11 protein-coding genes, 1 tRNA gene and 2 rRNA genes (1 of these 14 running past the window's edge) are annotated in these 14961 nt (G+C 64.7%); 11 read left to right on the forward strand and 3 right to left on the reverse strand.

The window, feature by feature from the left end; translation table 11 throughout:
- From LH19_RS00335 to LH19_RS00360, 6 genes are all read left to right on the forward strand, one after another.
- Positions 1–511, forward strand: a 23S ribosomal RNA gene (locus LH19_RS00335); it begins 2280 nt to the left of the window's first position.
- Between the two features lie 117 nt (positions 512–628).
- Positions 629–743: ribosomal RNA gene (gene rrf, locus LH19_RS00340) — 5S ribosomal RNA — on the forward strand.
- A 114-nt stretch (positions 744–857) separates the two neighbouring features.
- Positions 858–934 (forward strand) — tRNA-Met (locus LH19_RS00345).
- Positions 935–1086: 152 nt separating this feature from the next.
- On the forward strand, positions 1087–1398 hold the full coding sequence (locus LH19_RS00350) for a hypothetical protein (RefSeq protein ID WP_054723916.1): 312 nt from the start codon (positions 1087–1089) through the stop codon (positions 1396–1398).
- Positions 1399–2192: 794 nt separating this feature from the next.
- A complete protein-coding gene (locus tag LH19_RS00355) occupies positions 2193–3407 on the forward strand; it encodes an IS256-like element ISSpma2 family transposase (protein ID WP_006954973.1) in 1215 nt (404 codons plus the stop codon).
- 539 nt (positions 3408–3946) lie between these two features.
- Complete coding sequence (locus tag LH19_RS00360; RefSeq protein ID WP_054723918.1) at positions 3947–4867, forward strand: DMT family transporter; 921 nt, start codon at positions 3947–3949, stop codon at positions 4865–4867.
- 24 nt (positions 4868–4891) lie between these two features.
- On the opposite strand, the gene LH19_RS00365 is transcribed toward LH19_RS00360, so the two are convergent.
- Positions 4892–5548, reverse strand: a complete 657-nt coding sequence (locus tag LH19_RS00365; RefSeq protein ID WP_054723920.1) for a TetR/AcrR family transcriptional regulator — start codon at positions 5546–5548, stop codon at positions 4892–4894.
- 53 nt (positions 5549–5601) lie between these two features.
- Between LH19_RS00365 and LH19_RS00370 the strand changes: the two genes are divergently transcribed.
- From LH19_RS00370 to LH19_RS00380, 3 genes are read left to right on the forward strand one after another with little or no spacing between them, the layout of a single operon-like run.
- On the forward strand, positions 5602–7026 hold the full coding sequence (locus LH19_RS00370) for an efflux transporter outer membrane subunit (protein ID WP_054723923.1): 1425 nt from the start codon (positions 5602–5604) through the stop codon (positions 7024–7026).
- Positions 7023–8195, forward strand: coding sequence for an HlyD family efflux transporter periplasmic adaptor subunit (locus LH19_RS00375; protein ID WP_082395353.1), 1173 nt, complete (start codon positions 7023–7025; stop codon positions 8193–8195). The genes LH19_RS00370 and LH19_RS00375 overlap by 4 nt, the downstream gene beginning before the upstream one ends.
- Before the next feature lie 7 nt (positions 8196–8202).
- Positions 8203–9759, forward strand: coding sequence for a DHA2 family efflux MFS transporter permease subunit (locus LH19_RS00380; RefSeq protein ID WP_054723927.1), 1557 nt, complete (start codon positions 8203–8205; stop codon positions 9757–9759).
- Between the two features lie 9 nt (positions 9760–9768).
- Here the strand turns inward: LH19_RS00380 and LH19_RS00385 are convergent, their stop codons facing one another.
- Both LH19_RS00385 and LH19_RS00390 read right to left on the reverse strand, forming a co-directional pair.
- The gene (locus tag LH19_RS00385; protein ID WP_054723929.1) at positions 9769–10191 is read right to left on the reverse strand and encodes a VOC family protein; all 423 of its coding nucleotides are present in this window, start codon (positions 10189–10191) and stop codon (positions 9769–9771) included.
- 11 nt (positions 10192–10202) lie between these two features.
- A complete protein-coding gene (locus LH19_RS00390) occupies positions 10203–11501 on the reverse strand; it encodes a dicarboxylate/amino acid:cation symporter (RefSeq protein WP_201258401.1) in 1299 nt (432 codons plus the stop codon).
- A gap of 152 nt (positions 11502–11653) precedes the next feature.
- Here LH19_RS00390 and LH19_RS00395 point away from each other — a divergent pair, with 152 nt between their 5' ends.
- A complete protein-coding gene (locus tag LH19_RS00395) occupies positions 11654–12994 on the forward strand; it encodes a dicarboxylate/amino acid:cation symporter (protein ID WP_054723931.1) in 1341 nt (446 codons plus the stop codon).
- A 46-nt stretch (positions 12995–13040) separates the two neighbouring features.
- Positions 13041–14939 (forward strand): ATP-binding cassette domain-containing protein, encoded by a 1899-nt coding sequence (locus tag LH19_RS00400; RefSeq protein ID WP_054723933.1) that lies wholly within the window; start codon positions 13041–13043, stop codon positions 14937–14939.
- Positions 14940–14961 lie beyond the last annotated feature (22 nt).

Consider the following 14961-nt stretch of genomic DNA (forward strand, 5'->3'; position numbering starts at 1 on the left):
AGACGAAAGTCGGTCATAGTGATCCGGTGGTCCCGAGTGGAAGGGCCATCGCTCAACGGATAAAAGGTACGCCGGGGATAACAGGCTGATGATTCCCAAGAGCTCATATCGACGGAATCGTTTGGCACCTCGATGTCGGCTCATCACATCCTGGGGCTGGAGCAGGTCCCAAGGGTTTGGCTGTTCGCCAATTAAAGTGGTACGTGAGCTGGGTTCAGAACGTCGTGAGACAGTTTGGTCCCTATCTGCCGTGGGCGTCGAAATTTGAGAGGAGTTGACCCTAGTACGAGAGGACCGGGTTGAACATACCTCTGGTGTACCTGTCGTGGCGCCAGCCGCGCAGCAGGGTAGCTATGTATGGACGGGATAACCGCTGAAAGCATCTAAGCGGGAAGCCTCCCTCAAGATAAGATTTCTTAGAGCCGTGGAAGACCACCACGTTGATAGATCGGATGTAGAAGCGCGGTAACGCGTGGAGCTAACCGATACTAATTGCTCTATTCGCACTTAAGAGTCCCGCCATCAACGACAAGCCTGACCGGTTTGTTCGCTTGTAGCGGATGATTGATCAGACAGTATTGCACGGATATCGATTGAAACCCTTTTTGACCCTACGCCGGCTTCATTGCTTGGTGACCATGGCGTCAGTGACCCACCCGATCCCATCTCGAACTCGGCCGTGAAACCTGACAGCGCCGATGGTACTACCGCTTAAGCGTTGGAAGAGTAGGACGTCGCCAGGCATTGCAGCCGACGTAAGGTCGAAACGGAAACCCATTCACAAAGTTAGAGGCCGGCAGCGATGCCGGCCTTTTGCTGTTTTAGCGGCCCCGGAAACGGCGTCGCGAACTGGTTGACGCGGGATGGAGCAGCCCGGTAGCTCGTCAGGCTCATAACCTGAAGGTCGCAGGTTCAAATCCTGCTCCCGCAACCACAATTTAGCCCGCTTTCTCAATGAGTTAGCGGGCTTTTTGTTGCCTTGAGACTTTGACTGTCTCAGTCGCTGTCGGGAACGTCCGAAATGGGGTGGGAAGCGGACATCGTAGAGTTTACTATCCAATTACGTTTATCTGCGATCACCCAACCATGATCGGCACGCAGGCACCAAAGGGCTTTGGCCTCCTCTTCGTAATTGTGGGCATCCCACTGATCCTCTGGAACGCGTCAGGCACTAGCGGTGAGCTTGAGGCCCTGGACGCTTCGAGTAGCACTGAAAGCGCACGCATCGAGGCGTGCGAAGCGAAAGCGGTTAAGCTGGAACCCAACTCGTCGGCGCGACGTCAACTGTGCGGCTGCATTGTCAAGAAGGCTTCTGAGCGCGGCGCCTTTAAAGATTATGGTGCTTACGATGAGGGTTTACTTGAGCCTATAGTCGGCGAGTGCATGCGCGAAGGCTGATGCCCGCAACCGGCCTTTTCTGACATCGTGATCAGATCGGCGACAAACGACACCAATGGGGTGGTTAGCGGACGCGCGTCAGCGCCGTTCCGGCGTCTCATAGCGCTGATTGTCTACGGCGGGCAGCGAGGTCTCCCCTGTAGCGTGCAAAGCTTTGAGCACGCACCCTGTGACCGTCAAATCGGACGCAGGTCTAATTGTCAGCGTATCCCCCTCAATTACAGCCATACGCGAAGTTCCGCCACATCGTTCAACGATTGCATCGACCTGCGCTTGTGAGAGGTTACCAGCTTTCGTCTCGATGGGTCGATTTGGATTTGCGCACCCAACAAGCGACAGAAGTCCAGTTAGCAGAGGAATGAGACGCAGCTTCATACTGTTAGTATTATTCGAAAAGCTGATGTCAGCAATCGGTCGATTCCGGTCGTTCGACCCAGATCGGCACGAATGGCAGCAAACGACCGGTTGCGGACGTCAGTTATTTATGAGAGCGAAATGTGGCTCGCCGCAAGTTATGACATCGAGGCACCCAGCGCCCGTCATGAACCGATAGTGCGTGGGAGATCCTTCAACGAGACGCCAAGCTTCCGATTGCGCGCCATAAAGCGGATCGCCCTCTACGCGATATGCAAAATGAGTTAGCGTCCGCGCTCGTGGTGTAATTTCCGGTGTAGGCGATGGTGTATTCCGGGGTGGGGCATGCCCCACCCCGGAATGCGGCGTCGCTGGTGGCCACCGGGTTCATCGTTATGGTGGAGTTTGCACACTTCAACCGTGACGAAGAGGAGTTCCCGATGACCGAGGACAGATTACTGATCGAAGAGCTTGCTGCGAAGGGCGGCCAACCGGATTTTTTGCGCACCATCGCCGAGAACGTGCTGCAGCTGATCATGGAGGCCGACGTTGATGGCCTGATCGGCGCGGGTCGCCACGAACGCAGCAGCGAGCGCGCGACCTGGCGCAACGGCTATCGCGACCGTTCGCTGGATACCCGGGTAGGCACGCTGAACCTGAAAATCCCCAAGCTGCGTGCTGGGTCCTACTTTCCGGGCTTCCTTGAGCCCCGCAAGATGGTCGAGAAAGCGCTGGTTGCGGTGATCCAGGAAGCGTGGATCGGCGGGGTCAGCACCCGGCGGGTCGATGAACTCGTCCAGGCCATGGGCATGACCGGCATCTCCAAGTCCACCGTCTCCAAGCTTTGCAAGGACATTGACGAGCGCGTCCATGCCTTTCTGAAACGCCCGCTCACCGGCGAATGGCCGTATCTCTGGCTCGATGCCACCTATCTCAAGGTACGCGAAGGCGGGCGGATCATCAGCGTTGCCGCAATAATCGCCATGGCCGTCAACACCGAGGGCCGGCGCGAGATCGTCGGCCTGCATATCGGCCCCTCGGAAGCGGAGGTCTTCTGGTCCGACTTCCTGAAGGACCTTGTTCGGCGCGGTCTTACCGGCGTGAAGCTGGTCATCTCCGATGCTCACGAGGGCCTCAAGGGCGCGATCACCCGCGTCATGGGCGCCACCTGGCAGCGCTGCCGGGTGCACTTCATGCGCAATGCCCTGTCCTATGTGCCCAAGGGCCAGAACACTGTCGTCGCCGCCGCGATCCGCCAGGTCTTCCTGCAGCCCGATCAGAAAAGCGCAACGCAGGTCTGGCGACAGGTCGCCGACCAGTTGCGCACCCGTTGGCCCAAGCTCGGCGCCTGCATGGACGAGGCCGAAACCGACGTGCTCGCCTACACCGGCTTTCCCACCCAGCACCGCACGAAGTTACACTCAACCAATCCGCTCGAGCGGCTCAACAAGGAGGTCAAGCGCCGCGCCGACGTCGTCGGAATCTTCCCGAACGAAGACAGCATCATCCGCCTCGTCGGGGCTGTGCTGATGGAGCAGAACGACGAGTGGCAGCTCCAGCACCGATACATGCAGATCGAAGGCATGGCCGAACTCAACCAACCCATGATCGAGGAGGAAAATCAGCCCCTACACATCACCGCCAAAGCCGCCTGACGATGGCCCACGGCCACAGCCGAAATTACACCACCTTGACGGACGCGACCCAAAATGATGCGGAATCAGGCCAACCCAGTCTTTGGGGTCGCTTTCCGTGCTCAACGGAAATTCGTCCAACATCCGCACTATAACCGGGCAATCGGGAAAACTCACGACCATGGTTCGGCTGTCTCCGACTATCGCAAACTCTGCGGTCCCGCTCTGCCAATTGAATGACAAAAGGTCGGCCCCGTCAGCGTCCGTCCATGGCGCGCAGTTTTCGATCGGATAGTATTGGATCATCGGACAGTATTAGACGCCGGTAGCAACGCTCATCAACGATTTCTTCGTCAGCTTTCCACCCCATTTCGGTCGTGCGAGAGACTAGGCAGCGACGCGCAGAATTGTACTGCATCGTCCAAATCCTGCTCCCGCAACCAACAAGAACCCGCCGCCCGCAAGGGATGGCGGGTTTTTTGTGGCCGGTGCGGGCGCGCTCGCCCTGTTTCGGGCATCTAGACCATGACGTCGCTCGTTTCGCACGCTATGCGCGCCCGATGAATCGCTTGCGAACCCCTCTCGGACCGCTGGACACCGCCGTCGCCGTCGCGATGATTTTCGCATGGGGTTTCAATATCATCGCGATGAAGATCATCGTCGGCGAAGCGGGCGCGCTGCCGTCGGCGATGCTGCGCCAGTTGATCGTACTGGTCGTCTGCCTTCCCTTCCTGCGCATCGTTCCCGGGCGTATGCTCGCCCTGACCGGCTTCGGGCTGTTGTCGGGCGCCTGCTTCTATCTTGCGGTGAGCTGGTCGCTCGCGGTCGCCGACAATGTCGGCGCGCTGGCGATCGCCGGCCAGCTCGGCGTCCCCTTTTCGCTGATTCTCGCGGTGCTGATCCTGAAAGAGCGGATTCACTGGCGGCGGATCATGGGCATCATACTCGCCCTGTCGGGCGTCGCGTTGCTCGTCTTCGATCCCGAGGCGGGCAAGGAAATCTACGGCATATTGGTGACCGCGCTCGCCAGCCTGATCTGGGCGTTCGGTGCCTTGATCCAGCGCGGGTTGAATGGCGTGCCGGTGCTGACGATCACCGCCTGGGTCGGTGCGATGGGCAGCCTCGCGATGGTGCCGGCAACGCTGATCGGCGATCCCGCGGGCTTTGCGGCAATCCCCGACCTGCCGCTCTCGGCGTTCGGCTGGGTCGCCTATGCCGCGGTCGTTTCGACGATCCTCGGGCATGGCGCCATGGCCTGGCTGCTGCAGCGGCACGATGTGTCGGTGATCGTGCCCTTCACGATCCCGACGCCGGTCGTTTCGGTCGCCGCGGCTGCGGCGTGGTTCGGCACCCCGGTCACCCCGCTGATGATGCTCGGCGGCTTTATCGCGATCGTCGGTGTCGGGATCGTCGCGCTGCGGACCGCGAAGGTCGACGGACCGGTTCCCGAAGCGACGAAGGCAAGCAATGTTCCGGACTGAGCGAACGAAGCGGCGCGGTTTCGGCTAGGTCGCTTCGCTCCCGATCGGACACCAGGCGCGGTAAAAGGTATCGACGGCGGCATCGATATCCTCGTGCAGCCGGCTAAGGTCGCGGCCTTCGCGCAGGCCGAGCACCGCGAATTGATAGAGGCCCGACTGGCACAGCCCGGCAAACTGGTTCACCGCGCGCATCGGATCGCCCATCCGGATCTCGCCGCGCGCCATTTTTTCGGCGACCCAGACCGCGGCGCGCGCCTTGCCGCGGCGCGGCCCGCGGGAATAAAACGTCTCGGAAAGGTGGGGGAAACGCTCCGCTTCGCCGATGACGAGTCGATAGAGCGACAGCAGCGGCGTCGCCGTCAGCTTTGTCATAAGCACATTGCCGAACGCGCGGAGGACATCGCGCACCGGCTCGTCGAGCGGCAAATCGATCGCGAGCGCGTCGCCATATTGCGCAACAATGTCATCGACGACCGCGGCGAACAGATCCTCCTTCGAGGGAAAATAGGTCCAGAGCGTCGTCTTCGACCCGCCCACCTTGCTGGCGATCGACGACATCGTCGTGCCCGCATAGCCGTTCGCGAAAAACAGTTCGCGGGCTGCGTCGACGAAGGCCTTGCGCCGCGCCGCCGCCGCGTCGTCGAGGGGTGCCGTACTGTCTGGTATCATTTCGATTGACAACGCATTCTCCGAGGTTCATTGGCGCATGATACCAGCTAGTATCGTTGGAAGCCATGCCTTATCGACTTCTCCCCTCCATAGCGGTTTTCGGCTTGCTTTCGGCTTGCGCGAGCGTTCCCGATCTCGGTCCGAAGCCCGCTCCCGCCGCCGCCGAATCCTTTGCGACATCGGCGAGTTTCGCCGAAGCGGACGGCGCCTGGCCGGTTGAGGGCTGGTGGCAGGGTTTTGGCGGCCCCGGTCTCGACCGCCTGATCGACGAGGGACTGAAAGGCTCGCCCGACATCGCGGTTGCCGCCGCGCGCGTCCGCGCTGCCGATGCCCTTGCGCAGCAGGCAGGGGCTGCGCTCGGCCCGCGCGTCGGCGCCGAAGCGAGTGCGGGCGGGGTCCAGCAAAGCAAGACGATGGGCATCCCGCCGCAATTCGTGCCCGAAGGAATCCAGGACACCGGCCATGTCGCCGGGACCTTTTCCTTCGACCTCGATCTGTGGGGCCGCAATCGCGCGGCGTTGGCGGCGGCGACCTCAGATGCCGAAGCGGCGCGCGTCGATGCGGCGCAGGCGCGATTGATGCTGACCACGGGCATCGCATCGGCTTACGCCGACCTTGCCGGCTATTATGAGGCGCTCGACGTCGCCAACGAGGCGCTGCGTATCCGCGGCGCGAGCGCCGGTCTGTCCACCGACCGCACCCGCGCCGGGCTCGACAATATGGCGAGCCAGCGGCAAGCAGAAAGCCGCGCCGCCGCCGCGCGCGGCGATATCGTCGCGCTCGAGGAAGCGATCGCGCTGACCCGCAACCGGCTCGCCGCGCTGGTCGGCGCCGGCCCCGACCGCGGACAGGCGATCGCGCGCCCGCAGCTTGCCGTCCCCGCCGGCGCCTTGCCGCCCGCGGCGGGCATCGACCTGATCGGCCGCCGCCCCGATATCGTCGCGGCGCGGTTGCGCGCCGAAGCCGCGGCCAAGCGTATCGACGTCGCGCGCGCCGACTTCTATCCCAACATCAGCCTTTCGGCGCTGGTCGGTTTCCAGTCGCTCGGGCTGTCGAACCTGTTCGACGGCGGGTCGAAATATGGCAATGGCGGCGCCGCGATCAGCCTGCCGATCTTCGACAGCGGGCGCTTGCAGGGCCGCTATCGCGGCGCGCGCGCCGATTATGACATCGCGGTGGCGAGCTATGACGGCACGCTCGTCGCGGCGCTGCGCGACGTCGCCGACATCGTCGCCAGCCGTGCGGCGACGGTGCGCCAGCTTGCCGACCGCCGGGAGGCGCTCCGCGCGGCGTCGGAGGCGGCGAACCTGGCCGGGCTCCGCTATCGCGCCGGCCTGTCGAACCAGCTTGCGCAACTGACCGCCGAAGACAGCATGGTGGCGCTGAGCCGCTCGGTCACCGACCTCGAGGCGCGGCAGCGGACGCTCGACATCGCCCTGATCCGCGCCCTTGGCGGCGGATATCGCGCCCAAACCCCCACAGGAGAATGACGATGGCCGAAGACACGGCTGCGGCCGCATCCCCGACTCCCCAAGACGCTCCCGACAGCGCCGAAGCGAATGGCGAACGGTTGGCGAAGCGCAAGAAGTTGCTGCGCATCCTCGCCATCGTGGTGATCACGATCGCGGCCTTGTGGGGCATCTGGTACTTCCTGACGCAGGCGGGCCGCGTGTCGACCGACAATGCCTATGTCGGTGCCGATTCGGCGACGGTGACCGCGCTTGTTTCGGGGCCGGTCAGGGACGTGCGCGTCAGCGGTACCCAGTCGGTGAAGAAGGGCGATATCCTCGTCATCCTCGACGATGCCGACCAGCGGATCGCGGTCGCCGATGCCGAGGCGGCGCTGCGTCAGGCGCGCCAGCGTTACGGGCAGGCGAGCGCGACCGCCGACGCCGCGCGGGCGAGGGTCAGCGCCCGCGGCGCCGAAATCGCGCAGGCGCGAGCGCGGCTCCGTGACGCCGATGCGTCGGTTGCGCGGGCGCAGGCCGAATTTGCGCGGCGCAACAGCATCGCCGGGACCGGCGCCGTGTCGGGCGAGGAATTGACCGCCGCACGCGCCGCACTGACGCAGGCGCAGGCGGCGCGCGACCTTGCCGCCGCCGGCATTGCGTCGGCCGAGGCGACGCGCGGTTCGGCAAGCGGCGATCTCGGCGCGGCCGAGGCGGTGGTGCGCGGCACGACGATCGAAACCGCCCCCGACGTCGCGGCGGCGGAGGCGCGGCTCGAAAAGGCGCAGCTCGACCTCGCGCGGACGGTGATCCGTGCGCCCGTCGACGGCATCGTCACGAACCGCCAGGTGCAGGTGGGGCAGCGGATCGCGGCAGGCGCGCCGATCATGGTCATCGTTCCGATCGCAACCGCCTATGTCGACGCCAATTTCAAGGAAAGCCAGTTCAAGCGCATCCGCATCGGCCAGCCGGTCGAGCTGGTGTCCGACTATTATGGCGGCGATGTCGTCTATCGCGGCAAGGTGACCGGCATCGCCGGCGGCACCGGTGCGGCCTTCTCGCTGATTCCCGCGCAAAATGCGACGGGCAATTGGGTGAAGGTGGTGCAGCGGCTGCCGGTGCGTATCGCGCTCGATGCCAAGGAACTGAAAGCGCATCCGCTTCGCGTCGGCCTGTCGATGGAAGCGACGATCGACACGCGCGGAAACTGAGCCGGTAATGGCCAGCGCCGCCGCCCCCGCAACCGCCGCGAGCGTCCCGGCCGAGCCGCAACCGCTGAGCGGCATGCGGCTGATCGCCGCGGCGTTCGCGCTGGCGCTCGCCAATTTCGTCGTCGTGCTCGACACGACGATCGCCAACGTGTCGGTCCCGCACATCGCCGGCGGGCTGGCCGTGTCGCCGACGCAGGGAACATGGGTGATCACCAGCTATGCGGTGGCCGATGCGATCGCGGTGCCGCTGACCGGCTGGCTCGCGATGCGCTTCGGCACCGTGCGCTGGTTCCTGATCTCGATCGTCGGTTTCGGGCTCTTTTCCTTCCTGTGCGGTATCTCGCGCACGCTCGACGCGCTCATCCTCTTTCGCGTCCTGCAAGGATTGTCGGGCGGGCCGCTGATGCCGCTGTCGCAGATCCTGCTGCTGCGCATCTTCCCGAAGGAGAAGGCCGGCGTCGGCCTTGCCATCTGGGCGATGACGACGACGACCGCGCCGATCCTCGGCCCCATCCTCGGCGGGCTGATCAGCGACAACTGGAGCTGGCCGTGGATTTTCTTCATCAACCTGCCCGTCGTCGCGATCTGCGCCTTCGGGGTCGGCAGCATGCTCGGCGCGTTCGAGACCAAACGCGACAAGGCGCGGATCGACATCGTCGGGCTGGTCCTGCTCGTCGTCTCGGTCGGCGCCTTCCAGATCATGCTCGACACCGGCCGCGAGCATGACTGGTTCGGTTCGGCGTGGATCATCATGCTGGCGATCGTCGCTGCGATCAGCTTTGCCGCCTTCGTCATCTGGGAGTTGACCGATGCCAATCCGGTGGTCGATTTGCGCGTCTTCCGGTTCCGGGGATTCAGTTTCGCGACGATCGCGATATCGCTGGGATTCGGCGCCTTCTTTTCGCAGGTCGTGCTGACGCCTTTGTGGCTGCAGCAGGTCGCGGGCTATACCGCGACCGAGACTGGGTTCATCGTCGCGTGGATCGGCGTCTTCGCGGTGCTGTTGTCGCCGGTGGCCGCGGGGCTGATCGGCAAGATCGACATCCGCATCTCGATCAGCGCCGGCATCATGTGGATGGCGTTCGTATCGATCCTGCGCGCAAGCTGGAATGCCGATGTCGATTACTGGACACTGGCGCTGCCGCACCTGTTGCAGGGCATGGGCATGCCCTTTTTCTTCGTCGGGCTGACCGCGCTGGCGCTGAGCAGCGTCCCCGCCAGGGACCAGACGTCGGCGGCGGGGCTGATGAGTTTCCTGCGCACGCTGAGCGGCGCGATCGGGACCGCGGTCGCGACCACCGCCTGGGACGATGCGAGCCGGACGTCGCGGTCCGAAATGGTGTCGTCGCTCAACGATCCCGGCGGCGCGATGGACCGGCTGCAGAGCGCCGGGCTGACGCTCGAACAGGCGCGATCGGCGATCGAACGGATGGTCGAGGTGCAGGCCTCGACGATCGGCGTGCTCCACCTGTTCCTCGCGGCAGGTGTCGTTTTCGTGATCGCCGCAATCTCGGTGTGGTGCGCGCCGCTACCCAAGCAGGTGTCGATGGGCGCGTCGCACTAGCGCCGCCGCCTATTTTGCGAATAGCTGGCCGAGGTCGGCGAAGGCCTTGAACTCCAGCGCATTGCCCGATGGATCGTGGAAGAACATCGTCGACTGCTCGCCCGCTTCGCCGGCGAAGCGCGTGTGCGGTTCGATGACGAATGCCACGCCGTGCGCCCGCAGCCGCTCCGCCAGCGCCTGCCATTCGGCGGGCGGCAGGACGACGCCGAAATGCGGGACGGGAACGTCATGGCCGTCGACAGGATTATGCCCGGCGACTGATGCCGCCGACGCGACACGATGTGCGACGATCTGATGACCATAGAGGTTGAAATCGATCCATTCAGCGCTGCTGCGCCCCTCGGGACAGCCGAGGACGGTGCTGTAGAAATGGCGCGCGGCGGCGAGGTCGTGGACCGGGAAGGCGATATGGAAGGGGGCGAGGTCGGTCATCAACGGGGGTTCTACACATCCCTGGCGGAAAGATATTCGTCGACGTCGATTTCCTTTTCCCAGCGCGCCACCGCCGTCGCGATCGACAGGTCGCAGGTGACGTTGGGAACGGTGCGGATCATGTCGAGGATGCGGTCGAAGGGGAGGATGAAGCCGACGACGAGCGCCGTCTGCTCGGGGGTGATGCCGATCGCGTGCAGCACCGCGGCGAGCACGAACAGCGATCCCGACGGCACCGGCGCGACCCCCATCGCGACGATCGTCGTTGTGCCCGCGATCACCAGATAATCGGCGAGGCTGAGGTCGAGGCCGAAGGCCTGCGCCGAAAACAAGGTCAGCATCGCAACATACATCGCGGCACCGTCCATGCCGATGGTCGCGCCGAGCGGCAGCACGGTCGAGGCGACGGGCGGCGAGACACCGAGATTGCGCTCGGCGACGCGGATCGCGACGGGCAGCGCGGCCGAACTCGACGAGGTCGAAAAACCGACCATGATCGCGTCGGCGATACCGCGGAAGAAGGGGAGCGGCGGCAGCCAGGCGAGCAGGCGGACGACGATGCCGCCATGGATCACCAGCGTGACGATCGTGGCGCCAGTCAGCACGCAAAGCGCGAGCTTGAAGATAGCGAGGAAGCTCGACGGGCCGGTCGTCCCCATCATCACCGCGATCAGCGCGAAAACGCCGAACGGCGCGGTCTCCATCACGAAACCGACGATGCGCAGCATCACCGCGGTACCGCTGGTGAGCAGACGGCGCACCGGCTCGGCCTCCTTGCCCGCCGCGATGACGCCCGCGCCGACGACGATAGCGAAAAAGATGATCGACAGCGTCGCACCGTTCGCCATCGCCCCGATCGGATTGTCGGGCACGATCTCGATGAACATCCGCGCCGGGTCCTGCGGCTCGGTCAGCGCCTTCGGCACCGCGCCGGCAAAGCTTGCTCCCGCGCCCGGTGCGATCAGCGTCGCGACGACCAGCCCGGTGGTGACCGCGAGCGATGTCGTGAACACATACATCGCCAGCGTCTTGATCCCGATGCTGCCAAGCCGTTTGGGGTCGGCGAGCGCCGCGACCCCCGATGCGATGGTGAGGAAGACGAGCGGGACGACGAGCATACGGATCAGCCGCACGAACAATTCGCCGATCCACGCGATCGACGTTGCGCCTTCGCCCCACAGCAGGCCGACGATGGCGCCGAGGACGAGCGCCGCCATGATCCGCTTCCACAGCGCGATGCCGAACCAGCGGCCCAGCGGGCCGGGCTTGCCGGCATCCGTCGCGGCCGCGGGCGGCGCGGTATCGGTCATGCGGTCGATCCCATGCCGTATAGTAGCTGGCGCGCCCATAATGTCCAATTTGCGAGCAGCCTCATGCGTAAAGGATGATTTTCGGCCGTTCGCTTCTTGGCTAGAAGGCTGATCCGGCGCGGCGGCTTTGCCATGCCGAACGGGGGATATCGATGGCGGCTGTAACGAATTTGGGCACTCCGCGCGATGCCGCACCCCGCGGGGCCTGGTGGACGCATCTTTATGTGCAGGTGCTGACCGCGATTTTCGCCGGCGTGATGCTCGGCCATTATTTCCCCGATGTGGGCGTCGCCCTCAAACCGCTCGGCGACGGGTTCATCAACCTCGTCAAGATGATCATCGCGCCGGTGATTTTCCTGACCGTCGCAACCGGTATCGCCTCGGTCGGCGAGGCCAAGACCCTCGGCCGGTTGACGGTAAAGACCTTCGCCTATTTCCTCTTCTTCTCGACGCTTGCGCTGATCGTCGGGCTGATCGTCGCCAATCTGGTGCAGCCCGGGGCGGGGATGAACATCGACCCGGCGACGCTCGATGCCGGTGCGGTCGCCGAATATCAGGAGAAGGCACATGAGGCGACGCTGACCGGTTTCCTCCTCGCGATCATCCCGACCACCTTCGTCTCCGCGCTGACTTCGGGATCGATCCTGCAGGCGCTGTTCGTCGCGATCCTGTTCGGCATCGCGCTGTCGCACACCGGCGAGGCGGGTGCGCAGGTGCTGGGGATGCTCGAAAAGCTGTCGGTTGTTTTCTTCCGCCTCGTCGCGATGCTGATGCGCTTCGCGCCGATCGGGGCGTTCGGCGCGATGGCGTTCACGATCGGCAAATATGGCGTCGAATCGCTGGCCAATCTGGGGGCGCTGATCGCGACCTTTTACCTGACCTCGCTGTTCTTCGTGATCGTCGTCCTCGGTGCGATGGCGCGGCTCGCGGGCTTTTCGATCTTTCGCCTGATCGCGTATCTCAAGGCCGAGCTGCTGCTCGTGCTGGGGACGTCGTCTTCCGAAGCGGCGCTGCCGAGCCTGATGGAAAAGCTCGAACGCGCGGGCTGTGCCAAGCCCGTCGTCGGCATGGTCGTGCCGACCGGCTACAGCTTCAACCTCGACGGCACCAATATCTATATGACGCTCGCGGCGCTGTTCGTAGCGCAGGCGACCAATGTCGACCTGTCGCTTGGCGACCAGATCGCGCTGCTGCTTGTCGCGATGGTGAGTTCGAAGGGCGCGGCCGGGGTAACCGGCGCGGGCTTCATCACCCTCGCCGCGACCTTGTCGGTGGTGCCGTCGGTCCCGGTCGCCGGCCTCGCGCTGATTCTCGGCATCGACCGTTTCATGAGCGAGTGCCGCGCGCTCACCAATTTCGTCGGCAATGCCCTCGCGGCGATCGTCGTCGCCAAGTGGGAAAAGGCGCTCGACGGCGACGCGTTCCGCCGCGCGCTTTATGGCGATCCCGCGCCGGGCCTTGCGGCGCGGCCGATCGAGACCGATACCGACTGACGCTGGCACTTGGGCTTCGCGCCCGGTCGTGCTAGGGGCCCGCGCCATGCTGACGATCAACGGCCTCACCGTGCGCCTTGGCGGGCGCACCATCCTCGACCGCGCGACTGCGAGTCTGCCGCCGAAGAGCCGCGTCGGGCTCATCGGCCGCAACGGCGCGGGCAAATCGACCTTGATGAAGGTGATGATCGGTCAGCTCGAAGCCGACGAGGGCGGCATCGAAATGCCGCGCAAGACGCGCGTCGGCTATATCGCGCAGGAAGCGCCGAGCGGCACCGCAACGCCGTTCGACACCGTGCTTGCCGCCGATACCGAGCGGGCGGAGCTGCTCCATCAATCCGAGACGGTGACCGACCCCGACCGGCTCGGCGATATCCACGAACGGCTGATCGCGATCGACGCCTACACCGCGCCAGCCCGCGCCGCGCGCATCCTGATCGGACTCGGCTTCGACGAGGAGATGCAGGGCCAGCCGCTCGACAGTTTTTCGGGCGGGTGGAAGATGCGCGTCGCGCTCGCGGCGTTGCTCTTCTCGAACCCCGACCTGCTGCTGCTCGACGAGCCGTCGAACCACCTCGACCTCGAAGCGACGATGTGGCTCGAAAGCTTCCTCAAGGCCTATCCCGGCCAGCTCGTCGTGATCAGCCACGAGCGCGACCTGCTGAACAATGTCGTCGACCATATCCTGCACCTCGAGGGCGGGAAGGTAACCCTCTATGCCGGCGGCTATAATGATTTCGAGCGCCAGCGCGCGGAACGCCTTGCGCAGCTTGCGGCGGCGAAGGCGGCGCAGGATGCGCAGCGCGCCAAGCTCCAGGATTATGTCGCGCGCAACAGCGCGCGCGCCTCGACCGCGAAGCAGGCGCAGTCACGCGCCAAGCAATTGGCGAAAATGCAGCCGATTGCCGCCGTCGCCGAGGACCCGAGCCTGACCTTCGATTTCCCGAGCCCCGACGAACTGAAGCCGCCGCTGATCACGCTCGACCTTGCCAGCGTCGGCTATACGCCGGGCGCGCCGATCCTGACCCGGCTGAACCTGCGCATCGATCCCGACGACCGTATCGCGCTGCTCGGGCGCAACGGCAACGGCAAGACGACGCTCGCGCGGCTGCTCGCGGCACAGCTCGCCCCGATGGACGGCGCGATGGCGGCGTCGGGCAAGATGCGCGTCGGCTATTTCACCCAATATCAGGTCGAGGAGCTCGACGGCAGCGACACGCCGCTCGGCCATATGACGCGCGTGATGACGGGCAAGACGCCGGGCGCGGTGCGCGCGCAATTGGGGCGCTTCGGCTTTACCGGCAACAAGGCGACGACCGAGGTCGGCAAGCTGTCGGGCGGCGAGCGCGCGCGGCTCGCGCTCGCGCTGATCACGCGCGAGGCGCCGCACCTGCTGATCCTCGACGAACCGACCAACCACCTCGACGTCGATGCGCGCGAGGCGCTGGTGCAGGCGCTGAACGGCTTCGACGGCGCGGTGCTGATCGTCAGCCACGATCGCCACATGCTCGAACTCACCGCCGACCGGCTGGTGCTCGTCGACAACGGCACCGCGCGCGATTTCGACGGCAGCATGGACGATTATGTCGCCTTCATCCTCGGCCAGGGAACGGGCAAAGGCTCGGCCGCGAACGACGATACGAAGGGCGGCCCGGCAAAGTCGAAAGACGCCAAGCTGGCGCGGCAGGAAGCCGCCAAGGCGCGCGAGGCGCAGGCGGTGCTCCGCAAGTCGGCGAAGGATCTCGAAGCGCAGGCCGAAAAGCTGAACAAGCAGATGTCGGCGATCGACCGCGCGATGTTCGATCCCGCCAGCGCCGATCCGGCGCTCGCAAAACTGACGATGGGCGACCTTGCCCAGCGCCGCGGCAAGGTCGCGGCGGAACTGGAGCGCATCGAGGCGGCGTGGATGGAAGCGCTCGAGGCGATAGAGGAAACGGCCGCTTAGCCTTGCCCGTCCCCCCCGCGAG

This window comes from Sphingopyxis macrogoltabida, assembly GCF_001314325.1.
GTDB lineage: Bacteria > Pseudomonadota > Alphaproteobacteria > Sphingomonadales > Sphingomonadaceae > Sphingopyxis > Sphingopyxis macrogoltabida.

Bases quoted from the DNA above. Each gene is read 5' to 3' on its own strand.
- LH19_RS00400 (WP_054723933.1), top strand. From the start codon at position 13,041: ATGCTGACGATCAACGGCCTCACCGTGCGCCTTGGCGGGCGCACCATC.
- LH19_RS00355 (WP_006954973.1), top strand. From the start codon at position 2,193: ATGACCGAGGACAGATTACTGATCGAAGAGCTTGCTGCGAAGGGCGGC.
- LH19_RS00380 (WP_054723927.1), top strand. From the start codon at position 8,203: ATGGCCAGCGCCGCCGCCCCCGCAACCGCCGCGAGCGTCCCGGCCGAG.
- LH19_RS00375 (WP_082395353.1), top strand. From the start codon at position 7,023: ATGACGATGGCCGAAGACACGGCTGCGGCCGCATCCCCGACTCCCCAA.
- LH19_RS00385 (WP_054723929.1), bottom strand. From the start codon at position 10,191: ATGACCGACCTCGCCCCCTTCCATATCGCCTTCCCGGTCCACGACCTC.
- LH19_RS00370 (WP_054723923.1), top strand. From the start codon at position 5,602: ATGCCTTATCGACTTCTCCCCTCCATAGCGGTTTTCGGCTTGCTTTCG.
- LH19_RS00350 (WP_054723916.1), top strand. From the start codon at position 1,087: ATGATCGGCACGCAGGCACCAAAGGGCTTTGGCCTCCTCTTCGTAATT.
- LH19_RS00395 (WP_054723931.1), top strand. From the start codon at position 11,654: ATGGCGGCTGTAACGAATTTGGGCACTCCGCGCGATGCCGCACCCCGC.
- LH19_RS00390 (WP_201258401.1), bottom strand. From the start codon at position 11,501: ATGACCGATACCGCGCCGCCCGCGGCCGCGACGGATGCCGGCAAGCCC.
- LH19_RS00360 (WP_054723918.1), top strand. From the start codon at position 3,947: ATGAATCGCTTGCGAACCCCTCTCGGACCGCTGGACACCGCCGTCGCC.